Source organism: Pseudomonas sp. DW-iso17 (genome assembly GCF_058725345.1).
On record NZ_JBZXEA010000011.1, the window covers coordinates 206,019 to 227,140 of the forward strand.

Genomic DNA, 21,122 nt, shown 5'->3' on the forward strand with positions numbered 1-21,122 from the left:
TTTGTGCTTCGAAAGCCTCGGGTACTGCGTTATCGGTGGCGGCGCTCCTCCTCTTGCAGCAGGGCCTGCAAGGTGTCCAGGCGGGCGCCTTCGCAGGCGATCACCGTGCCTTGTTCAAAAACACGGCGTGACAGACCGGTGAGCACCGCGCCCGGAGGCAGTTCGATTTGCAGTCGCACACCGCGCTCGTAGGCGCTCTGCACCGTGCCGCGCCAATCGACAACGCGGCACATATTGAAGGCCAGGTCGTCACGCAGTTGTTCGGGGTTGTGGATAGGTCGCGCGCGGGTGCTGCTCAGGTAAGTGATGCGCGGCGCCTTGAGTGGGACGAAGGCTTGGAACAGTGCCTGGGCGGGTTGCTCCAGCAACGGGCAGTGAGACGGCACGCTGACCGCCAGGCGCTTGGCGATGCCGTTGCCTTTGATGCGCTCGGCAACCCGCTTCATCCCCTCGTTGCTGCCGGCGATGACGGTCTGGTTATCGGCATTGATATTGGCCAGGTACACCGGCGTTTGCGCGTTGTGGATATCCGCCAGCAGCGCTTCGACACTGGAGAGATCAGGGCCGATCAGCGCCGTCATGCCATAGCCCTGTGGATAAGCCTGCTGCATCAGTCCGCCCCGCAGGCTGACCAGTTTTATCGCATCAGCAAAACCCAGGGAGCCGGCGATCACCGCAGCCGGGTAGGCGCCGATGGACAGGCCCGCCACGTAATCCGGCGTGCACGCCAATTGCCGGGCATGGGCCACGCCGGCGATCAACAGGCACAGTTGCACAGCCCGCGTCGATTCCAGCGCCTGCGCCGAGTCGAGCAGACGAACTTCTTCACCCAGGGCATCACTGGCCTCTTGCAGAATGTCGGCCGGCAGCCCCTGGAGCATGCCGCTGCGTTGGGCGCCCTGCCCCGGAAACACCAGAAGGCTGCTCATGCCACGGTCTGCCAAGGGTCGAGCACAAGGTGCGCACCGCTGACGGTCTTGAGCAGTACACGGCGTGAGGGCCCGGCCCATTCGCGCAAGGCGACGGCGCCGAACGGGGTTTGCAGTTGCAGGTCGACGGCGCAGGGCGCGGTGTCCAGGATCGCCAACAACGCTTGCGCCTCGCTACGACCTAAAGGATTGGGCGTGCACAGAATCAAATCCAGGTCACTGTTGGCATGCAGCGCTTCAATGCCACTGGCCAATTCAAACCCGGCACTGCCGCTGACGCCCCAGTCTTGCTGCGCCAGCACCGGCCGCAGTTGATCGAGGGCCCGCAGCGCCGGTAAATCCCGTGGTGAGAGCACCTCGCGCAAGGCTTGCGGCACCACCCGCCGATGCACCGCCGCCACAGGCATCCGGGCGGCAAAACGCTGCTCACGCAAACGCCCACGCACACCGACCGCCACATGGCCCGGCTCGGCGATGGCACGCCGCACCACCACCGGATGCCCGGCACGGATCGCGTCCCGCACCCAGACCGGGGCATCGGCAGGCAGATGCGCCAGGGTCATGCCCCAGAGCAAATCGTGGGCGTTCACCATTGCTCCCGCAACAGCTGGCGCACATGGCTGGAGGCGGCTCGGTTGGTGGCGCCGAGGCGTGAACTCAAGTCGGTACTGCCGATATCCTTGACCGCCTGCACCAGGCAATCGCTGACCCGCGCCACGTCATCCGCCGTGGGTTGTTCAATCTGGGTGACTGACAACGTCTCCCACAGCAATCCCAGGCTGGCATAGCTGTCGATGTCATAGGCCATCGGCGGCACGCTGGCGGCCAGGGTTTCCAATTCTTCGACGCTGCGCAAGGTCACCCGGGCGGCCGAGGCTTTGCCCATGGCATGCACCATCACGCCGGGGTCGCGCAGGGCAATCAGGCGATTGGCCTGGTAGCCGTGGGCGAGGAACGCGCCCGACATGGCCTTGCCCACCAGCAGGGCGATCACCGGGTGGCCGGCAAGCCGAGCGCGTGCGTAGCTGTCAGCCGCGGCGGCCAGGGCCTGATGAATGCCCAGGGCTTCTTCGCGGCGGCCATAGGCTTGGCTGGGTACGTCGACGATAGCGATGATAGGACGCTTGTCACCCCGGGCGATGGCTTCGTCCACCACCTTGGCCAAGCCCCAGCCTTCCAGCAGGCCGACTTCGCCATTGCGGGCGCGGGGGAAGCGGTTGTGCGGGTCGGGAACCACGGCGATATAGCGCACCGCCTGTTCACCCAAGACTCCATCCGCCACTTTCAATGAGCCCGGCAAACCTTCGACCGGCGTTGCGTTGGCGCTCAACGCGTTGAACCACTGCAAGCCTCTCATGAGCGTTCTCCCTCATACAGCGCGCGAACAGTGGCCGGCTCGATTTGCGCGCTCGCGTCCAGTTCGGCCAGGCGTGCCAGGTAAAAATCAGCGCGCCGGCTACGCGGTTGTGCGGGTACACCTTGCTGCAACAGTGTGCTGACGGTCTGCTGGATCTGCGCCACATCGTCCGCCACATAACGGTCGGCCAAGCCGCTGTTGAAGCGTTGCTCGCCACCGGTAAGGCTCCAGATAAAGGGGCGGTCACGGGAGTCGTATTCCTCCAGGCCAGCCTCCTGCTCAATCACCTGGGGGCCATTCAAGCCCAGGCGTGCTTCGCGAGTGACCACCAGGTAGCTGCACAAGCCAGCCGCAATGGACATGCCCCCAAAGCAACCGACACTGCCGGCCACCACACCGATCACTGGCTGGTACTGGCGCAGGTCGACAATCGCCGCGTGAATGTCGGCAATGGCGGCCAGGCCCAGGTTGGCTTCCTGCAAGCGCACCCCACCGGTTTCCAACAGCAACACGGCGCAGGTGGGGATGCCGTTGCGGTTGTCTTCGGCGGCCAGCTCCAAGGCGCCCGCGATTTTTGCGCCGCCAACTTCACCCAGGCTGCCGCCCTGGAAATTGCCTTCGATCGCGGCAATCACTACAGGCTTGGCGCCGATGCTGCCCTTGGCGATCACCACACCGTCATCGGCCTGGGACACCACGCCTTGGCGGCTGAGCCACGGCGACATGACCCGCTGGAACGGGTCAATCAACTCGCGGAACGTGCCCGCATCCAACAGCGCCTTGGCACGCTGCCGGGCGCCAAGTTCGACAAAGCTGTGTTTAGCGAGTAAGTCAGTCATGGCCGATCTCCTCGAAACCTTGCTCCAGGCGCAAGCGCACCACACCGGGCGTGGCACCGAAGTCGTGGATATCAATGTTCAGGGCCGGCGGCGTCTGCTCCTGGAAGATGCGTTCGAACAGGTGCTGCCAGCGTTGCTGCGCGCCATTGACCGAGGTTTGCACCTGGATGGTCAAGGTGCCGGGCGTGCCCGGCTCCAGCAGCACTTCCAGGTCGCCCGAGCCGACGCAACCCACCAGCGCACGGCCTTTGGGGGGCTGCCCGGCGGGGAATTCAAAGGACAAGGTTTCCATCACAACGCTCCGTCGAGGCGGTCGATAAACAGGCAGGCGGCCAACAGGTCGGCGGCGCCACCGGGGGAGGCATTCAAGGCCAGCAGTTGCAGGTCCAGCTCATGCAGTTGGCGGCGTCCGGCCAGGGTTGCGCTGCCACCGGCGTCGAGCACGGCCTGGGCGCCCTGTTGCATGGTGGCCAGGCCTTCGGTACCGGCGCGGTAGAGCACGCAGGTGTCTGCCAGGTCCGTCATGATCGCCAGCAAAGCATCCAGGCGGGCGTTCTGCTCACCGGCGTTTTCGCGGCGGCTCTTGTGCAGTTGCGGCAGGCCGCGTTGAATCACCGAAGGGAAGCCGAGCTGGGCTTCTTCACGGGCACCGCGTGCGCCGTAGCGCTGCGCAACCTGGGCCCCATGGCTCATGGGCTGCGGGGCGAAGCGGTCGTTGAGCAGGGCCAGCTTGGCGGCGGTCAGGGTTATGGCACGCGGTTCCAAGGCCGCCGCAGCGGCGAGCAACCCCAGCGCCCAGATCGCACCGCGATGGGTGTTCACGCCCTGGGTGGTGGCGAGCATGGCCTGCTCGCCTTCCCGGCCAATACGCCCGAGCGCCTCGCGCAGGGGCAGGCCGACTTCTCCGATGTCGAGCGCGGCCTCGGCCATTTCCTTGAACATCGGCCACAGCGACAGCGCCGAGGCGTGCATCAGCCCCAGGTGCAAATCGCTGTGGGCGCCGTTGCCGCGCCGGTCTACCAGAGCGGGTTTGGGCGACAAATCCGCTTCGTCGATCAGCGCATCCACGGCCATATCCGCCAGGCGATCGGCCAGGCTCAGTTCATGCTGTTTGAGCGCGCGCATTTACCAGCTCCTGAATTTGGCGGGCGGGTTGTAGAGGCCACCAGACCAGTCCACCAGGTCGGCCACGCTCTTGGCGGCCAACAACTCGCGGGTGGCGTCGGTGCGGCGAATACCCAAGTCTTCGGGCAAGGCAATCAAGCCTTCGCGGCGCATACGCGCAGTGTCCTTGGGGTTGTGGCGCATACCGATGGCGGTCACCCCGGCGACGGCGGCGATCATTGCCTGGCGTTCTTCCAGGGAGCGCGCCTTGTACAGGTAGGCGATGCCTTCTTCGGTGAGCAAGTGGGTGACGTCGTCGCCGTAGATCATGATGGGCGCCAGGGGCATGCCGCTTTTGCGGGCCACTTCCACTGCGTCCAAGGTGTCGACAAAGGTCGGTTTGCCGCCTTCCTGGAAGGTCTCGACCATTTGCACCACGAGTTTTTTGCCGCGTTCAAGCAAGGCCTCAGGCGCATCGTCGTGGCGCATATCCAGCCAGGCCGGTGTGCCATGACGGCGGCCCCGTGGGTCGTGGCCCATGTTCGGCGCGCCACCGAAACCGGCGAGGCGGCCACGGGTCACGGTGCTGGAATGCCCGTCGCCATCGACTTGCAGGGTGGCGCCGATAAACAGGTCCACGGCGTATTGGCCGGCGAGTTGGCAGAACATGCGGTTGGAGCGCATGGAGCCATCGCGGCCGGTGAAGAACACATCCGGGCGTGCGGCAATGTAGTTTTCCATGCCCAGTTCGGTGCCGAAGCAATGCACACTCTCCACCCAACCGCTTTCAATCGCCGGGATCAATGTGGGGTGCGGGTTGAGTGTCCAGTTGCGGCAGATCTTGCCTTTCAGACCCAGGGATTCGCCGTAGGTGGGCAGGATCAATTCGATGGCAGCAGTGTTGAAGCCGATGCCATGGTTGAGCGACTGCACATTGTGTTTTTCGTAGATGCCACGGATCGCCATCATCGCCATCAACACATGCACCGGCTTGATATGGCGTGGGTCGCGGGTGAACAGCGGCTCGATGTAGAACGGCTTGTCGGCCACCACCACGAAATCCACCCAACTGGCGGGAATGTCGACGCGAGGCAAGTCGGTAACGTCGTCCACCAACTGGTTGACCTGCACGATGACGATGCCATCGCTGAAGGCAGCGGGTTCGATCAGCGCCGGGGTGTCTTCGGTGCTGGCGCCGGTGTAGATATTGCCGGCGCGGTCAGCCATGAAGCCGGCAGAAAGCACCACGTTGGGGATCAGGTCCACCACCAGCCGGGCGTAAAGTTCGATGTAGGTGTGGATCGCGCCGATTTCCAGCAGGCCGTCTTCCAGCAACTGGCTGATGCGCAGGGATTGGGTGCCGGCGAAGGAGAAATCGAGCTTGCGAGCGATGCCCTTTTCAAACAGGTCCAAGTGCTCGGAACGCCCGACACTGGGCATGATCATGTGCAAATCGTGGAGCTTGGCCGGGTCGGCCTTGGCCAGGGAGCGCGAAAGGAAGTCGGCCTGCTTCTGGTTGTTGCCCTCCAGCACCACGCGGTCGCCGGGGAGGATCAGGGCTTCAAGGGCCTCGACGATCTTGTCACTGGGCAACACCGCCCCGTCTGCATACTGTTTGACTAGCCCGAGCCGCCGCTGCTTCTCGTCGCGCCGCCGCGTCCAGCGCGAGTCGGGGGTGATGGTTGTTGTCATGGTCGCTCCACGGGGGGTTGCTGTCGTGGGGCTAACCTTAGGAGTGAAGCGCAAAGGCATCAATCAAGCTGGAGGACGAACCGTTACGCCTGGAGTAACGAAGATCAAACTGTGGGAGCTGGCTTGCCTGCGATAGCTGTAGGTCAGCTACTGAGATGTTGACTGACAGGCCGCTATCGCAGGCAAGCCAGCTCCCACATGGGTCGGTGGTGTTGGTTAGATAGCGGTCCCTGATTGGGGCCGTTTCAAGAAACTGGGGACGGGCTGACTTGCTTCAATGCGCTATCGATCAGCAACTGCCCCAACTCGGCCATTTGCTGGATCCCCAGCATGATGGCGCGCTGGGAAGTGTCCAGGTCGAAGGCCAGATCGCAGGTGAGCGCATTGAGCGAGGACAGGGTTTCGCTGGCATTGACCAGCAGGGTTTCGTTGTCTGGGTGGGGTTTACGGTGAAAAGGGGTGGATTGGGCGTAGGTTTGACCATGATTTACAACTCCGATATGTGATGGCGGCTGCCCTCTCTCCGCTTGCACGCGAATGAAGGTGGCAGCTGTACGCAGGTGTGCAAGACCGGGCATATCGGACCCCGGCAGACTCCGAAGAATCTCCCACGCACAGCCGCCATAACGAGTACAGCAGGCATAAAAAGCGCCCGTTGAATGGCTATGGGCGTTGGTGCGCCGACATGTAACCGGACCTGCACGTCCGTGTCAGCGTTTTTTGCGATGACGGGACGAAGACTAGGCGTGCGGACCTCTCACCACTAGTTCATGCACGGCCCAAAATCTTGCAGGAAAAATCCGAAGCCTTTTATGTCGAAGGGCATGCAGGAAGTTTCATACAGCGTTTTGGGGTTGTTGCTTGGAACTGGTCCTTCTAGCCTTCGCGGTTGAATGCCCATAGTCGAAGGACGCACCAACATGCCGATGCACAACCCACCTCACCCAGGTGAAATTTTACTTGAGGACGTTATCCCAGCCTTGGGTATCACCATTACCGAGATGGCGCGACGCCTTGGTTTCGCCCGTGAGACTTTTTCAAGGATCCTGCATGGCCACGCCCCGGTTAGCCCGGACCTTGCCGTTCGGTTGGAGCGGGCTGGTGTGAGTAAAGCCCAATTATGGTTGTCGATGCAAAGTGCCTACGACTTATGGCAGGCCGAGCATCGGGATGCAGCCAGTGATTGAACGGTTTGCGCGGACTGATTGAAACCTGGAGATGAGCGCAGCTCAGTGTGGGAGCTGGCTTGCCTGCGATGGCGGTGGGTCAGTGCTTGATGCAGTGACAGAAACACCGCTATCGCAGGCAAGCCAGCTCCCACAGTAGATCTTCATAGGGCTCAGGATCAGGCCAGGCCGGACTCTACCAGCAGCGCTTCAAGCCCCATCAAATCGGGCACCTTCGCCACCTGCTCGCCCACTTGCACCGCCGCCAGTTCCAGCGGGCACAGGGGGACGTCCACGTAGCTCAATTCGCTGTCGAGCTTGTACGAGCGGGGAATACCCTGGATCACCAGGGCAATGAACTTCAACGTCGGTCGCCCGCCCAGTGCATTCAACACCACGATGCGTGAGCGTTCGCCCGTCATGCTGGCTTCGCCGCAGGCCGCTTCAAAGCTGATCAGCGGAATCTGTCGATCGCGCCACGTGACCTGCCGCAGGTACCACGGCGGCGCGTCACTGGCCGGTTCGCCGCGCTGAAAGTCGATCAGTTCGGCGACGGCAACGTTGGGCAACACCAGGTGGCGGTCGGCCAGGGGCAGTAGCAGGCCGGTGAGTTGGCTGGTGCGGTGTTCAAGCATGGGACTTGCTCCAATAGGCGATGCTCTCCAGCAGCACCGACTCTTGGTACGGCTTGCCGAGGTAGTCGTTGACGCCAATGGCCATGGCGCGGTCGCGGTGTTTCTGGCCGGTGCGTGAGGTGATCATGATGATCGGCAAGCGCATCAGGCGTGGGTCGTTGCGTATCTGAATGGCCACTTCGAAGCCGTCCATGCGCGGCATTTCGATGTCGAGCAGCATCAGGTCCGGGGTGTGTTCTTCCAGGATGGCGAGGGCGTCGATACCGTCCTTGGCGGTGAGCACGTTCATGCCGTTGCGCTCCAGCAGGCGGCTGGTGACTTTGCGCACGGTGACCGAGTCGTCCACCACCAGCACCAGCAGCGGGCGTTTTTTCAGTGGGTCGTTGAGGACCAGCGGCGCATCCACTGCCTGGGCCGGCAAGGCCGGTTGCCGAGCGCGGATGTGCGCCAGCAGGTCGATGATCAGCACCACATGGCCGTCGCCCAGGATGGTCGCGCCGGTCACGCCCTGCACCCCGGAGAATTGCGGCCCCAAGCCCTTGACCACGATCTCGCGGGTACCGGCCATGGCATCCACGTGCACCGCCACGCGGCGTTCATTGCAATGCACCAGCAGCACCGGCACAGGCTGGTACTGGCCCAGCAGTTTCGGGCGGCTGGCGGTGTGCAGCAGGTCGCCGAGGTAGAACAACTCGTAGCGCTGGCCGCCATATTCATAGTGCGCCGGGTCTTGCTGGTAGTGCCCCGCCAACTCGTGGGGCAGCACGCGCACCAGGCCTTCGATGGTGTTGAGGGGAATCGCGTATTGGTCGTCCGCGCAGTGCACCATCAGCGCACGATTGACCGACACGGTAAACGGCAGGCGAATGCGAAAATGCACGCCCATGCCCGGCGTCGAGTCGATCACCATGGAGCCGCCGAGCTGGCGCACTTCTTCATGCACCACGTCCATGCCCACGCCGCGCCCGGAAATCTGGGTGATTTTTTCGGCGGTGGAAAAGCCCGGCTGCAGGATGAACTGCAACACGTCACGGTCGCTGATCTCTTGATGGGGCGCGAGCAGGCCGCGCTTGATCGCCTTGCGTCGCACCGCTTCAAGGGGCACGCCGGCGCCGTCGTCGCGCATGTCGAAGACGATGTCGCCGCCTTCGTGGGTCAGGTCCAGGGTGATGCGGCCCTTCTCCGGTTTGCCCGCCGCCAGCCGCACTTCGCGCGACTCCAGGCCGTGGTCGACGGCGTTGCGCAGCATATGCTCCAAGGGTGCCGCCATGCGCTCCAGCACATTGCGGTCCATCTCGCCTTCGGCATTGCCGACGATAAACTCCACGTCCTTGCCCAACTCGCCCGCCACTTGCCGCACGATGCGCTTGAGGCGTGGCAACATGCGCTCGAAAGGCACCATGCGCGTGCGCATCAGGCCTTCCTGCAACTCGGTGTTGATACGCGCCTGTTGCTGCAGCAGGTTGTGGGCATCCTGGTTGCGGCGCTCAAGGGTGTCCTTGAGGTCGAGCAGGTCGGAGGCAGATTCGGACAGCGCACGGGCCAACTGTTGCAGCTGCGAATGGCGGTCCATTTCCAGCGGATCGAATTCTTCGTAGCCCAGGCGTTCGGCCTCGGCCTGCTGACGGCTCAGGAGGCGGCCCTGGGTTTCGCTGTCGAGCCGGCGCAGCTGGTCGCGCATGCGCTCGATGGTGGTTTCCATCTCACTCAAGGCAATGCGCGCATCCTTGACTTGCTGCTCGATACGTCCACGGAAGATCGAGGTTTCGCCGGCGAGGTTGACCAGGTCATCGAGCAAGTCGGCAGAGATTTTCACCATGTCGGCAGCCGGATCGGCGACCGCTTCGGCCTTGCCAGCCGGCAGCGCCACCGGTGTGACCGGCTCATCACTGGGGTGCACCAGGCTCTTGATGCGCTCGATGAGTTTATCCACCGAACCCACCGGCAGACCCTCGGCCACGGCGTCGATCATCTGCGCCAGGCGGTCATGGCAGCCTTGCAGCAGTGCGAACAACTCAGGGGTCGGCGCGAGCAAACCGGCGGACAGCCCTTCGTAAAGAAATTCCAGCTCATGGGCCAGATCGCCGATTGGCCCGATCTCGACCATACGCGCACCGCCCTTGAGGGTGTGCAGGTCCCGCAGCAGGGTTTCCACTTCTTGGCGATTGCCCGGCTCGCCCTGCCAGCGCACTAACGCGCTGCCTGAGCTGTCGAGGATATCGGTGGCTTCTTCGAGGAAGATATCCAGCAATTCCGGGTCGGCACCCGAGGCGGCTGCCACCGCAGCCGGCGCTGCCGGGCTGCTGGCCTGGCGCAACTCCCGCAACCTTTCGACCAGCTCGACGCCGTCACTCAAGGGTTGCTGCTGTTGCAGTTCGTCCAACTGTTGGGCCAAGCGTTCGTGGCTGGCCATCAGTGCCTGGGACAGCTCCACGGAATAACTGTAGCGGCGATCCACCAGCCCCTCATAAACGCATTCGAGCTCATGGGCCAAGTCGCCCACCGGGTCGATTTCGGCCATGCGTGCGCCGCCCTTGAGGGTGTGCAGGTCCCGCTGCAACGAGGACAAGGGCGCGGCGTTTTCGGGTTCCAGCAACCAGCGCTTGAGCGACTGCCCGGCGCTGTCGAGGATGTCTACGGCCTCTTCAAGAAAGATCTCGACAATCTCGTCGTCCATCGCGGTGGCGTGATCCAACTGCGCAGTAGCCGCGCCCAACTCGGAGATACTCAGGGCGCGGCTGCCGTCGCTTTTGATCAGGCCCGTGGCGGACGGGTCCAAGGCTTCGTCCAGCAACTCGCGCAACGCCTGCAGCCGTGCGGGCGCGGGGCTGACTTCCTGGCCGGCGGCCAACTGGTCGAGCATGTTGATCAGCGCGTCGTGGGCCTGTTCGGCCTCGTGGAAGAACCGGGCGCTGACCGCCAGGCTGCTTTCTTCTACCGCGCCATACAGGTCGAGCAAGGCCTCGCACAACGCGTCGATAGGGTGCAGGTCGGCAAGGTGAGCGCCCTCGCCCAACGTAGTCAGCTCGTCCAGCAATGCCGTGAGCTCCTGACGGTCGCCGGGGTGATGCTGCCAGCGGCGCAGCAGGCTTTCGGCGTCGAGCAGGATGTCCATGCCCTGGGCCAGGAAGTTGGTGATCAAGTGCGGGTCACGCTTGACGCGCAGGCCGGTCGTGGGCGCGTCGAGCAAGGCGGCAAGTTGATGCTCCAGCAGGTGTTGGGTGCGGCTGATCACGCTGGCCGCACCGTGGATCGGTGCCAGGGGATTGTTGTCCAGGTCACGCACCCCGCGCTGGAACAGCCCCTGTGCCTCAAGCAACAACGCCACTTCGTCCTTGTCCAGCGGCAGGCGGTGGGCCTTGTACTCACGGGTGAGGTGATCCAGCGGGCGCGCCAGCTCGGCGATGGGCAACACGCCGGCCATGTAGGCGCTGCCCTTGAGGGTGTGCAAGGCGCGTTGCAGTTCATCGCTGACCTGCAGCGGCACCTGCTCGGCGGCCTGTTGCAGGAAGTGGCCGAGGCTGTCCAGATGGCCCTGGGCTTCGTTGCGGAAGATCTCCAGCAGCATTGGGTCATGGGGCTCGGTGGTCGACGTTGCAGCGCCACTGGCCAGGGCATGGGCACGGGCGGCCAAGGCGTCGGCTTCATCGCGCTGGCGTTGATCGTCGCTGGCAAAATCGGCGATCAGCTCCGGCAGCAGGGCCACGGTCTCATCCAACACCTGCTGCACCTCAGGGCCAAGGACTAAGCTGCGTTCCAGCACGCGATTGAGCAGGTTCTCCACGGCCCAGGCCAGCTCGGCCAGCACCAGGGCGCGCACCATGCGGCCGCTGCCCTTGAGAGTATGGAAAGCCCGGCGCATTTCGCCCTGGGCGGCTTTGTCCGCGCTGTCGGGCAGGTAGCGATGCAGCACGTCGAGGACTTCATCGGTTTCTTCAAGGAAGACTTCGCGCAATTCATCGTCAATCGGTTCCTCGCCGGCCGGCGGCGGCAACAGGCTGCCTGGACGCTGCAAGGCCGGAGGGTTGAGACGTGATGCAGGGCTGGCCAAGGCATCGAATTGGGATTGGTTTGATACGGCCTCGGAGGACAGTGCCCCCTCGGGCGCGACCAGGGCCTGGCGCCAGGGTTTTTCCACCGGCAGGTAGCCCAATGCATTCAAGCCCTGGGTGGCCAACTCCAGCACTTTTTCCCCTGCCGCGTCAGGGTCTTGAAGCATGCGTTCGAGGTAGTACTCCAGGCTACTGACCACCTCGGCAAAATGCGCCAGTTGTGTCGCCGAAGGGGCGGCTTCATTGACCATCAACTGCTCATCGACGTAGTCGGTGCAACCGCGCATCAGGCTCGCCGCACGCGGCAAGGGAATCATCGCCAGGGCACCACGTACCTGGCTCAGCAGCTCGGGCAAGGACTCCAGGCGCTGACGATCCCAATCAGCCTCAATGCAGTCGATCACCAGTTCCTTGGCTTGGCGCAGGCACTGGCACGACTCACGAATCACCAACTGATGGATCTGGGTCAGGTCGGTGGTGGGCAAGCGGCTGTCTTCACGGCTTTGCGGTTCGACAGTGCTGATCATCCCGGCCAACGTCGCTTCGACATACAGCAACGCACCGGCCACATCCATCAACACCGCGTCATTGGGTTCGCGCTGCCCCTGGACCAGGCTCAACACCACAGCGAGTTGGTCGATGATCACTTTGCGCGGCTGGCCGAAACCCAGTACCGCAAGGGTATCGGCGATCTGCCGCAGCGGCGCCAGCAAGGGGTCGAGGTCCTGGGTGTGCTGGCGATCACTGCGCACGAACAGATCCAGGCGCTCCTTGACCCGCACCAGCTCCTCACACAACGCGCCGAGCACCGAGCCCATGGCATTGCGATCCGGCCCGGCCAGCCGTGCACGTTCAGCGTCGACCACGGCGCTGTCGGGCAAGGCTTCGTCCAAGCCGTAGCGTTCCTTCAGGCTTTGCATGCGCGGCGTCGGCCGGGTGACTTTGGCGACGTAGAACAACAGGCTCTTGAGCAACTCGTCCGGCGCCGGCTGGTTGATACCATTGATGCCTTGAACCAGCAAGCGCTTGAGTTGCTTGTCGCTGGCCTTGAGCAGGCTGCGCAGCGCCGGGCTGTTGGCGACCACGCCGGTGAGCATGCCTTCGACCAGCGCCGAGGTGACCTGCCACAACGGCAGCAGCGGCGCACCCTGGCACAGCGCTTCAAGGCGTGCGAACACCCGCGCCATGTCTTCCAGGTTGCTGGGGCCGTGGTCTTCACGCAGCAACCCGGCGAGGGCTTGTTGCAGCAGGTGGCGCCATTGGCGCAACTGCTCATGCAGATCCGGCGTGGCCCGTTGGGCCAGGGCTTGCTCAGGCAACGGCTCGATCGACAGCAGTTGCGGGCTGAACAGGCTGGTTTCCGATAGCAGGCTTTCACCACGGGCGCTGCGCAGGTCGTTGAGCAGCGGCAGCACCACCAGTGGCAGGTCGCGGCGGGCACTGTGCACGCGGTCGAGGTACAGCGGCAATTGGCCGAGGGCTTGTTGCAGCAGGCGGATACTTTCATCGCGCTGGCCGACGTGCCCGGCCTGGAGCGCAAGGGCCAGTTCTTCGATCTCTTCGGCCAGCAGCGCCGCGCCGTAGAACTCGACCATTTGCAGCGCGCCATGCACCTGGTGGATACCGGCCAGGCATTGGTTGAGGGCGTCGTCGTCAAGGGTTTCAACGTACGCGTCCAGCGCCGACCGGGCCTGTTTCAGGGTTTCGGCAATATCGCCCTTGACCCATTCGAGGGCCACGTAGTCGTGCCGATCAACCATAACTGCTCCGCTTAGAATTCATGAGTTGCTGGTATCTCACAAACAATGGAGATCCGATGTGGGAGCTGGCTTGCCTGCGATAGCGGTGGGTCAGCACTATATCTGTATCTGACAGACCGCTATCGCAGGCAAGCCAGCTCCCACAGTTGGACTGTGGTGTTCTTCAGGTCGTATTTCAATCATCGACCTGCTTGGGCGGCGGCAAGGTGAAACCCGATACTGACCTGCGCAACTGGCTGGCCATCTTCGCCAGGTTACCAATGCTTTCGGCGGTGGCGGTGGAACCCGACGACGTCTGGGTGGTGATCTGCTGGATCACGTTCATGGTCAGGGAAATCTGCCCCGCCGATGAGGTCTGTTGCTGCGCCGCGTTGGAAATACTCTGGATCAGCGCCGCCAGGGTTTTGGACACGCCTTCGATCTCTTCCAGCGCCACCCCGGCGTCCTGGGCCAGGCGCGCGCCGCGCACCACTTCCGTGGTGGTCTGTTCCATGGAGATCACCGCTTCGTTGGTGTCGGCCTGGATGGTGCGCACCAGGGTTTCGATCTGCCGGGTGGCCGCCGAGGAGCGTTCGGCCAACCGTTGCACTTCATCGGCCACCACCGCAAAACCGCGCCCGGCGTCACCGGCCATGCTGGCCTGGATCGCGGCATTGAGGGCGAGGATATTGGTCTGGTCGGCGATATCGTCGATCAGGCTGATGATGTCGCCAATTTCCTGGGACGACTCGCCCAAACGCTTGATGCGCTTGGCCGTGTCCTGGATCTGCTCGCGAATGTTGTCCATGCCGTGGATGGTGTTGTGCACCACCTCGTTGCCTTTGTTGGCGATCTCTACCGAACGTTCAGCTACCGCCGAGGATTCGGCCGCGTTGGCCGATACCTGGTCAATGGACTGCGCCATCTGGTTGATCGCCGTGGACGCTTCGGCAATCTGCTGGGCCTGATGCTCCGATGCCTGGGCCAGGTGCATGGCGGTGGCCTGGGTGTCCTGCACCGCACCGGCGACCTGCCCGGCAGTGAGGTTGATGGTGGCGACCAGGTCGCGCAGTTGGTCCACGGAATAGTTGATGGAGTCTGCGATGGTGCCAGTGAAGTCTTCGGTGACCGAGGCGGTGACGGTAAGGTCGCCGTCGGCCAGGTCTTCGATTTCATCCAGCAGGCGCATGATCGCGTTCTGGTTGCGCTCGTTCTTCTGCGCGGTTTCATGCAGTTGGCGGTTGGTCTCGCGCACCATGACCAGGCCGATCAGGATGATCGAGGCCAGCGCCAGCAAGCCCAGCACGTAACCACCGATGGTGTCGAAGCTGCGCCCGCTGGCGAGGTTTTCAAAACCCGTGGCCAGGTGCGAGGCTTCATCGAGCAAGGTTTGCGACAGGTTAAAAATATTGCTCGCCGAGGCGCGCACCTGGAACAACTGTGGCGAGGTCTCGAGAATTTCATCCACGGAGCCGGAGACAAATTCGAACAGCTCGGCGATGTCCGCCAGCCGCGCACGGGCGTCCGGGTCTTCGACCTGGGTGATACGCAGGCCCGGGTTGCCGTTAAGCATGCCATTGAGCACCACGCCAAAACGGTTGGCATCGCGGCCAAAGGCATCGGCGGCCTGCACGGCGGTTTCATCCCCCGCCAGCACCGTGTTGACCGCCCCCAGGATACGTTCGGCCAGCAGCGACTGGCGTTGGGCCAAGGCAACTTGGCTGGCCGGGGCGCCGCGTTGCAGCAGGATATCCACGACCTTTTCCGACTCGATCTGCAGTTGCGGCACGGTTTCGGCCAGGGTCGCCGCCACCTGGTGCAACGACAATACGGTCTGCTCGCTGGCCAGGATGGCGTCGGTGTTTTTGAGCAGCGCCTCCCAGTCGGTCTGCACCGCCCGCATTTCGGCGCGCACCGCACTGGGCGCCGCCGGCAAGCCAGTTTGCGGGTCACCTTTTTTCAGGTAACCCCAGCGCTGGGCAAAATCGTTGCGCGCATCGCCCAGCAGCTTGAACGCCGCCGCTTTCCCGGCAGCGGCCTCGGTGGCGTTCTTGGCAATGCGCTGGGACAGCACGCGCAGCTCACCGGCGTGGCCGATGTACTGTTTATCGTAGGTGGACTGGGTGTTGAGGTACGCGAAGTTGGCGAACAGCAACATGATGAACACGATCAAGGCGATAAACAGCACGATGATCTGCGAACGGCTGCGCGAAGCGGCCTGAGGTTTGGGCGTGGTAGCGGTACTCATGCGGCAACATCCATGAAGCCAGGGGCCTGGGCCAGGGCGAAGGGGCTGAAGACTTGCCATTGCGGCTCGCCGTCGAACTGGCCCTGGATAAACGGGGCGCTCGAGGCGGTGCTCGCCACCCAGGCGTCCAATGGGAAATGCTGCATGCCTACCACCTCGTCTACCAGCAGCCCGACAAACAGGTCGTTGAACTCCACCACCAGCACCCGCCGTTGCTTGCGCGCCCTGGACAACTCAAGGCCCAGGAAACCGCCCAGGTCCATCACCGGCAGCAAGCGCCCGCGCAGGTTGGCCACGCCCTTGACCCAGGGTTTGACCCCCGGCATCAAGGTGCAGCGCGGCTCATGCAACACCTCGGCGACTTCGCCCATGGGCGCCACGTAGGCGTTTGGCCCTACGCGGAAGGCGATGCCGCTCCAGCGTTGCAGGCGCGTTTCCTGGGACGGCAGGTCCGCGGCCAGCAAGCGGCAGCGGCGGTCGATGTCCAGCAACAGCTCAAAGGCGGTTTGCGACTCGGTCATGATCGCAAGCCTTAGCCGGCCAGCACCTTGTTCAGGGTGGCAATCAGGGTCTCTTCATCCACAGGCTTGGTCAGGTAATCCTTGGCGCCCTGGCGTGCGCCCCAGATCTTGTCGGTTTCCTGGTCCTTGGTGGTGATGATGATAATCGGGATACCGTTGGTTTCTGGCTCCTTGGACAACTGGCGCGTGGCCTGGAAGCCGTTGAGGCCGGGCATCACGATATCCATCAGCACCGCGTCGGGCTTTTCCTGGCGGGCCAGGGCCACGCCGTCCGCGCCGTTTTCGGCCTTGAGCACCTGGTGGCCATGCTTTTCCAGCATGCCGGTGAGTTTGTACATTTCAGTCGGCGAATCGTCGACGATCAGAACACGTGCCATGGTTTTCCCCGCTACATTGGTCGGCGCCGGCCCTCGTGAGGCGGCGTCAGTGTGCTTGTTCTACTGCGGCGAACCCAGGCACATAGGCCTTGATCGCCCCCAGCAGTTCTTCCTTGCTGAAAGGCTTGGTCAAAAATTGATCGACACCCACGATGCGCCCCTTGGCCTTGTCGAACAGGCCGTCCTTGGAGGACAGCATGATCACCGGGATCGACTTGAACGCCGGGTTGTTCTTCACCAGGGCGCAGGTCTGGTAGCCATCCAGGCGCGGCATCATGATGTCGACAAAGATAATGTGCGGGTGATGATCGACAATACGAGCCAGGGCGTCGAAACCGTCGATCGCCGTGATGACCTCGCACCCCATGTTCTTCAACAGCGTCTCGGCGGTGCGGCGGATCGTTTTCGAATCGTCGATCACCATCACCTTCAAGGCGTTGGAATGCTGTTCCATATCTGCTCTACCATCGCCACAGCGAATCGGTTTTCGGTGTGTACTGCCTGATGTTGCACAGGATGAACGCCGCAAGCCTTGGAATTCAAGGGCTGCTGCGCCGTGCCAGCCTTTTTAGCACAGTCTCCAAGCGCAATCTATCGAGGCACCCACCCAGTGGTTTTTCCTTGACCCACAACAGCCGCAGCGCCACTCTGACGCCACTTTTATGCGCCCCAATTTGCTAGAGGAAATCCCCCATGAGCGTTCGCGTCGGCATTGTCATGGACCCTATCGCCAGCATTTCCTATAAAAAGGACAGTTCGCTGGCCATGCTCCTGGCCGCCCAGGCCCGCGGCTGGACCTTGTTCTATATGGAGCAGCGCGACCTTTACCAGGGTGACGGCGAGGCCCGCGCACGCATGCGCCCGCTGCAGGTATTTGCCAACCCCGAGAAGTGGTTCGAGCTTTCTGACGAAATCGACAGCCCGCTGAGCGACCTCGACGTGATCCTGATGCGCAAGGATCCGCCGTTCGACATGGAATTTGTGTACTCCACCTACCTGCTGGAGCAGGCCGAACGCGCGGGCGTGTTGATCGTCAACAAGCCGCAAAGCCTGCGCGACTGTAATGAAAAACTGTTCGCCACCCTGTTCCCGCAGTGCACGCCACCGACCGTGGTCAGCCGCCGCGCCGATGTACTGCGTGAATTCGCCGCCAAGCATGGCGACGTGATCCTCAAGCCGCTGGACGGCATGGGCGGCACCTCGATCTTCCGTCACCGCGCCGGTGACCCGAACCTGTCGGTGATCCTCGAAACCCTGACCGCCCTGGGCACCCAGCAGATCATGGGCCAGGCCTACCTGCCGGCGATCAAGGACGGTGACAAGCGCATCCTGATGATCGACGGCGAGCCGGTGGATTACTGCCTGGCGCGCATCCCGGCAGCCGGCGAGACCCGTGGCAACCTGGCCGCCGGTGGTCGCGGTGAAGCGCGGCCGTTGTCGGACAAGGACCGCTGGATCGCCGCTCAAGTCGGTCCGACCCTGCGGGAAAAAGGCCTGCTGTTTGTCGGACTCGACGTAATTGGTGAGAACCTCACTGAAATCAACGTCACCAGCCCGACCTGTATTCGCGAGATCGACAATGCATTTGGTACGAACATCGGCGAAATGCTGATGGCCGCCATTGAGCGCAAGCTAAAAGCCAAGTGACATAGAACAGCCGGACACACACCAACATTGCGTTATCATGCGCCACCTGTGAAACGCGCGATGTTGGTTTTCTTGTCATGACACTCCCGTCCGATCTGCCCCCCGAATTCACCCATAGCGGCGTGCGCCCGGCTGATCGTCTCGGTTTTACCCTGTTTCTCGCTGCGCTGATTCACCTCGCCCTGCTCCTGGGCGTGGGGTTCACCCTGGTGGAACCCAAGCAGATCACCAAGACCCTGGAAATCACACTTGCTACGTTCAAGAGCGAAAAGAAGCCCGAAAAGGCTGACTTTCTCGCCCAGGAAAACCAGCAAGGCAGCGGCACCCTCGACAAGAAAGCCGTGCCCAAGACCACCGAAGTGGCGCCCTTCCACGACAACCAGGTCAAGAAGGTCACCCCACCGCCGGCGCCAAAGCCCGAGGTCAAGCAGGCCACGCCCAAGGCTGCGGTAGCCACCGTCGCGCCCAAGCCGCAAAAAGCCCCGACCCAGCGCGAAAAGGCCAAGACCGAACCCAAGCCCGAGCCAGTGAAACCTGCGCCGACGTTCGACAGTTCGACGCTGTCCGACGAAATTTCCAGCCTCGAAGCCGAACTGGCCCATGAACAACAGCTGTATGCCAAGCGCCCGCGCATCTACCGCCTGAACGCGGCCTCGACCATGCGCGACAAAGGCGCCTGGTATAAGGACGAGTGGCGCAAGAAGGTCGAACGCATCGGCAACCTCAACTACCCGGACGAGGCACGGCGCCAGCAGATTTATGGCAACTTGCGCTTGCTGGTGTCGATCAACCGTGACGGCTCGCTGTATGAAGTGCAGGTGCTGGAGTCCTCCGGCCAGCCGCTGCTGGACCAGGCCGCGCAACGCATCGTGCGCCTGGCCGCGCCCTTTGCGCCGTTCAGCGGCGACTTGAACGACGTGGACCGCCTGGAAATCATCCGTACCTGGCGGTTCGCCAAGGGCGACCGGTTGTCCAGCAACTGATCGCACAGATCGTTCCCACGCTCCGCGTGGGAATGCCGCCATGGACGCTCTGCGTCTGCTCTTGGGACGCGGAGCGCCCCGGGATGCATTCCGACGCAAAGCATGGGAACGATCAGCGACCAGGCTCGCGCCCGCACTTGTCAGTTCGTCCCTCCAACGCCACACTAGCGGACATGAAAAACGTCAGCCCGACTTACCTCAAGCACCAATTCCTGATCGCCATGCCCCATATGGCCGACCCGAACTTTGCGCAGACCTTGACCTACATCGTCGAGCACACGGCCAATGGTGCCATGGGGTTGGTGGTCAACCGCCCGCAGGAGCTGAACCTGGCCGATATCCTTGAGCAACTGCGCCCGGAAATCGACCCGCCAGCGCGCTGCCAGGGCGTACCGATCTACTTCGGCGGGCCGGTGCAGACCGATCGCGGTTTTGTACTGCACCCCACCGGGCCGACGTTCCAGGCCACGGTAGACCTTGATGGGGTGTCACTGTCCACATCCCAGGATGTGCTGTTCGCCATCGCCGACGGCATCGGCCCCGAGCAGAGTGTGATCACCCTGGGCTACGCCGGTTGGGAAGCCGGGCAACTGGAGGCCGAACTGGCCAGCAATGCCTGGCTGACCTGCCCGTTCGACGCTGATATTTTGTTCAACACCGCCAGCGAATTGCGCCTGGAAGCGGCAGCAGCCAAGCTGCGGGTCAACCTCAGCCTGCTGACCAGCCAGGCGGGGCACGCCTGATGGCTTTGCGTCTGATCCTCGGTTTTGACTACGGCACCAAACAGATCGGCGTAGCGGTTGGCCAGGTCATCACCGGCCAGGCCCGCGAGCTGTGCACCCTCAAGGCCCAGAATGGCGTGCCGGACTGGAACCAGGTCGAAGCCCTGATTAAAGAGTGGAAGCCTGACGCGGTGGTGGTCGGCCTGCCCCTGAACATGGATGGCACCCCCAGTGACATGTGCCTGCGCGCCGAGAAGTTCGCGCGCCGCCTCAATGGCCGCTACAACCTGCCGTTCTATACCCACGACGAACGCCTCACCACCTTCGAAGCCAAGGGAGAGCGCCGCGACCGTGGCGGGCAAAAGGGCAGTTACCGCGACAACCCGGTAGACGCCATCGCCGCGGCCTTGCTGTTGCAGGGCTGGCTGGATGAAAACACCGCTTTATTTGAATCCTGACCCGCCGCGATCCTGTAGGAGCGGGCTTGCCCGCGAAGAACGTTAACGATACCGCGAGAAGGCTGGATGAACGCGGTGCCCATGAGTTTTTCGCGAGCAAGCTCGCTCCTACACACTTGATAAGGAGCCACTATGAGCTTGCCGAACCCTGCCGAACTGATCAGCCAGATGGCGATACGCCTCAAGGCGCACCTGGAACACCGTGCCATCAGCGAACCGCGTTTTATCGGCATACGCACCGGTGGCGTGTGGGTAGCCCAGGCATTGCTGGAAGCACTGGGCAGCGATTCGCCTCTGGGCACCCTGGACGTGTCCTTCTACCGCGACGACTTCAGCCAGAACGGCCTGCATCCACAAGTGCGCCCATCGGCCCTGCCCTTCGAGATCGAAGGCCAGCACCTGGTATTGATCGACGACGTGCTGATGAGCGGCCGCACCATCCGCGCCGCCATGAACGAATTGTTCGACTATGGCCGCCCTGCCAGCGTGACCCTGGTGTGCCTGCTGGACCTGGATGCTGGCGAACTGCCGATCAGCCCGGACGTCGTGGGTGCAACCCTGTCGCTTGCACCCCAGCAGCGGGTAAAATTGTCCGGTCCTACGCCGCTCGAACTCGAACTGCAAGACCTTGCCCTTTAAACCGCCTTGTAAAG

18 protein-coding genes and 2 pseudogenes are annotated in these 21,122 nt (G+C 63.0%); 6 read left to right on the forward strand and 14 right to left on the reverse strand.

Annotation, left to right across the window (positions count from 1 at the left end; genetic code table 11):
• Positions 1-29: 29 nt before the first annotated feature.
• The 8 genes and pseudogenes from mdcH to AC4PS6_RS08860 all read right to left on the reverse strand — a co-directional run bounded on the left by mdcH (position 30) and on the right by AC4PS6_RS08860 (position 6,405).
• Positions 30-929 (reverse strand): malonate decarboxylase subunit epsilon, encoded by a 900-nt coding sequence (gene mdcH / locus AC4PS6_RS08825; protein WP_020301909.1) that lies wholly within the window; start codon positions 927-929, stop codon positions 30-32.
• Complete coding sequence (locus AC4PS6_RS08830) at positions 926-1,522, reverse strand: malonate decarboxylase holo-ACP synthase (RefSeq protein ID WP_020301910.1); 597 nt, start codon at positions 1,520-1,522, stop codon at positions 926-928. Before AC4PS6_RS08830 ends, mdcH begins: the two co-directional genes overlap by 4 nt.
• Positions 1,516-2,286: a biotin-independent malonate decarboxylase subunit gamma gene (mdcE, locus tag AC4PS6_RS08835; protein ID WP_019817744.1), complete on the reverse strand. Its 771-nt coding sequence runs from the start codon at positions 2,284-2,286 to the stop codon at positions 1,516-1,518. Before mdcE ends, AC4PS6_RS08830 begins: the two co-directional genes overlap by 7 nt.
• On the reverse strand, positions 2,283-3,125 hold the full coding sequence (locus AC4PS6_RS08840) for a biotin-independent malonate decarboxylase subunit beta (RefSeq protein WP_014720311.1): 843 nt from the start codon (positions 3,123-3,125) through the stop codon (positions 2,283-2,285). Before AC4PS6_RS08840 ends, mdcE begins: the two co-directional genes overlap by 4 nt.
• On the reverse strand, positions 3,118-3,417 hold the full coding sequence (locus AC4PS6_RS08845; protein ID WP_014720312.1) for a malonate decarboxylase subunit delta: 300 nt from the start codon (positions 3,415-3,417) through the stop codon (positions 3,118-3,120). The genes AC4PS6_RS08840 and AC4PS6_RS08845 overlap by 8 nt, the downstream gene beginning before the upstream one ends.
• A complete protein-coding gene (locus AC4PS6_RS08850; protein WP_019817745.1) occupies positions 3,417-4,250 on the reverse strand; it encodes a triphosphoribosyl-dephospho-CoA synthase in 834 nt (277 codons plus the stop codon). Before AC4PS6_RS08850 ends, AC4PS6_RS08845 begins: the two co-directional genes overlap by 1 nt.
• Positions 4,251-5,921 carry a malonate decarboxylase subunit alpha gene (gene mdcA / locus AC4PS6_RS08855; RefSeq protein ID WP_019817746.1) on the reverse strand — a complete coding sequence of 557 codons (1,671 nt, stop codon included), beginning with the start codon at positions 5,919-5,921 and terminating at the stop codon, positions 4,251-4,253.
• A 245-nt stretch (positions 5,922-6,166) separates the two neighbouring features.
• Positions 6,167-6,405, reverse strand: a pseudogene (locus AC4PS6_RS08860) (DUF6124 family protein).
• Between the two features lie 436 nt (positions 6,406-6,841).
• Here AC4PS6_RS08860 and AC4PS6_RS08865 point away from each other — a divergent pair.
• Positions 6,842-7,130 (forward strand): annotated as a pseudogene (locus tag AC4PS6_RS08865) (HigA family addiction module antitoxin).
• Between the two features lie 136 nt (positions 7,131-7,266).
• On the opposite strand, the gene AC4PS6_RS08870 reads toward AC4PS6_RS08865, so the two are convergent.
• The 6 genes from AC4PS6_RS08870 to pilG all read right to left on the reverse strand — a co-directional run bounded on the left by AC4PS6_RS08870 (position 7,267) and on the right by pilG (position 17,113).
• On the reverse strand, positions 7,267-7,722 hold the full coding sequence (locus tag AC4PS6_RS08870; RefSeq protein ID WP_003195048.1) for a chemotaxis protein CheW: 456 nt from the start codon (positions 7,720-7,722) through the stop codon (positions 7,267-7,269).
• Positions 7,715-13,534 carry an Hpt domain-containing protein gene (locus AC4PS6_RS08875; RefSeq protein WP_103452499.1) on the reverse strand — a complete coding sequence of 1,940 codons (5,820 nt, stop codon included), beginning with the start codon at positions 13,532-13,534 and terminating at the stop codon, positions 7,715-7,717. The genes AC4PS6_RS08870 and AC4PS6_RS08875 overlap by 8 nt, the downstream gene beginning before the upstream one ends.
• Before the next feature lie 175 nt (positions 13,535-13,709).
• Entirely contained in the window at positions 13,710-15,761 is a 2,052-nt protein-coding gene (locus AC4PS6_RS08880; RefSeq protein WP_014720318.1) for a methyl-accepting chemotaxis protein, read from the reverse strand.
• Positions 15,758-16,282 carry a chemotaxis protein CheW gene (locus AC4PS6_RS08885; RefSeq protein ID WP_020301917.1) on the reverse strand — a complete coding sequence of 175 codons (525 nt, stop codon included), beginning with the start codon at positions 16,280-16,282 and terminating at the stop codon, positions 15,758-15,760. The genes AC4PS6_RS08880 and AC4PS6_RS08885 overlap by 4 nt, the downstream gene beginning before the upstream one ends.
• A gap of 11 nt (positions 16,283-16,293) precedes the next feature.
• A complete protein-coding gene (gene pilH / locus AC4PS6_RS08890; RefSeq protein ID WP_014720320.1) occupies positions 16,294-16,659 on the reverse strand; it encodes a twitching motility response regulator PilH in 366 nt (121 codons plus the stop codon).
• Between the two features lie 46 nt (positions 16,660-16,705).
• Positions 16,706-17,113 (reverse strand): twitching motility response regulator PilG, encoded by a 408-nt coding sequence (gene pilG, locus AC4PS6_RS08895; RefSeq protein WP_014720321.1) that lies wholly within the window; start codon positions 17,111-17,113, stop codon positions 16,706-16,708.
• Between the two features lie 239 nt (positions 17,114-17,352).
• Here pilG and gshB point away from each other — a divergent pair, with 239 nt between their 5' ends.
• From gshB to pyrR, 5 genes are all read left to right on the forward strand, one after another.
• Positions 17,353-18,306, forward strand: coding sequence for a glutathione synthase (gene gshB, locus AC4PS6_RS08900; protein ID WP_003195061.1), 954 nt, complete (start codon positions 17,353-17,355; stop codon positions 18,304-18,306).
• Between the two features lie 77 nt (positions 18,307-18,383).
• Positions 18,384-19,289, forward strand: a complete 906-nt coding sequence (locus tag AC4PS6_RS08905; RefSeq protein WP_014720322.1) for an energy transducer TonB — start codon at positions 18,384-18,386, stop codon at positions 19,287-19,289.
• Positions 19,290-19,462: 173 nt separating this feature from the next.
• Entirely contained in the window at positions 19,463-20,032 is a 570-nt protein-coding gene (locus tag AC4PS6_RS08910) for a YqgE/AlgH family protein (RefSeq protein ID WP_019817750.1), read from the forward strand.
• Positions 20,032-20,469 carry a Holliday junction resolvase RuvX gene (gene ruvX, locus AC4PS6_RS08915; protein ID WP_003195067.1) on the forward strand — a complete coding sequence of 146 codons (438 nt, stop codon included), beginning with the start codon at positions 20,032-20,034 and terminating at the stop codon, positions 20,467-20,469. Before AC4PS6_RS08910 ends, ruvX begins: the two co-directional genes overlap by 1 nt.
• Positions 20,470-20,601: 132 nt before the next feature.
• Positions 20,602-21,108: a bifunctional pyr operon transcriptional regulator/uracil phosphoribosyltransferase PyrR gene (pyrR, locus tag AC4PS6_RS08920; protein WP_019817751.1), complete on the forward strand. Its 507-nt coding sequence runs from the start codon at positions 20,602-20,604 to the stop codon at positions 21,106-21,108.
• Positions 21,109-21,122 lie beyond the last annotated feature (14 nt).

Excerpts from the sequence above, each read along its gene's own strand:
- pilH (WP_014720320.1), bottom strand. The coding sequence starts at position 16,659 with ATGGCACGTGTTCTGATCGTCGACGATTCGCCGACTGAAATGTACAAA.
- AC4PS6_RS08830 (WP_020301910.1), bottom strand. The coding sequence starts at position 1,522 with ATGGTGAACGCCCACGATTTGCTCTGGGGCATGACCCTGGCGCATCTG.
- AC4PS6_RS08885 (WP_020301917.1), bottom strand. The coding sequence starts at position 16,282 with ATGACCGAGTCGCAAACCGCCTTTGAGCTGTTGCTGGACATCGACCGC.
- mdcA (WP_019817746.1), bottom strand. The coding sequence starts at position 5,921 with ATGACAACAACCATCACCCCCGACTCGCGCTGGACGCGGCGGCGCGAC.
- mdcE (WP_019817744.1), bottom strand. The coding sequence starts at position 2,286 with ATGAGAGGCTTGCAGTGGTTCAACGCGTTGAGCGCCAACGCAACGCCG.
- AC4PS6_RS08840 (WP_014720311.1), bottom strand. The coding sequence starts at position 3,125 with ATGACTGACTTACTCGCTAAACACAGCTTTGTCGAACTTGGCGCCCGG.
- AC4PS6_RS08905 (WP_014720322.1), top strand. The coding sequence starts at position 18,384 with ATGACACTCCCGTCCGATCTGCCCCCCGAATTCACCCATAGCGGCGTG.
- AC4PS6_RS08870 (WP_003195048.1), bottom strand. The coding sequence starts at position 7,722 with ATGCTTGAACACCGCACCAGCCAACTCACCGGCCTGCTACTGCCCCTG.
- AC4PS6_RS08850 (WP_019817745.1), bottom strand. The coding sequence starts at position 4,250 with ATGCGCGCGCTCAAACAGCATGAACTGAGCCTGGCCGATCGCCTGGCG.
- AC4PS6_RS08880 (WP_014720318.1), bottom strand. The coding sequence starts at position 15,761 with ATGAGTACCGCTACCACGCCCAAACCTCAGGCCGCTTCGCGCAGCCGT.
- pilG (WP_014720321.1), bottom strand. The coding sequence starts at position 17,113 with ATGGAACAGCATTCCAACGCCTTGAAGGTGATGGTGATCGACGATTCG.
- AC4PS6_RS08845 (WP_014720312.1), bottom strand. The coding sequence starts at position 3,417 with ATGGAAACCTTGTCCTTTGAATTCCCCGCCGGGCAGCCCCCCAAAGGC.
- ruvX (WP_003195067.1), top strand. The coding sequence starts at position 20,032 with ATGGCTTTGCGTCTGATCCTCGGTTTTGACTACGGCACCAAACAGATC.
- AC4PS6_RS08875 (WP_103452499.1), bottom strand. The coding sequence starts at position 13,534 with ATGGTTGATCGGCACGACTACGTGGCCCTCGAATGGGTCAAGGGCGAT.
- gshB (WP_003195061.1), top strand. The coding sequence starts at position 17,353 with ATGAGCGTTCGCGTCGGCATTGTCATGGACCCTATCGCCAGCATTTCC.
- pyrR (WP_019817751.1), top strand. The coding sequence starts at position 20,602 with ATGAGCTTGCCGAACCCTGCCGAACTGATCAGCCAGATGGCGATACGC.
- AC4PS6_RS08910 (WP_019817750.1), top strand. The coding sequence starts at position 19,463 with ATGAAAAACGTCAGCCCGACTTACCTCAAGCACCAATTCCTGATCGCC.
- mdcH (WP_020301909.1), bottom strand. The coding sequence starts at position 929 with ATGAGCAGCCTTCTGGTGTTTCCGGGGCAGGGCGCCCAACGCAGCGGC.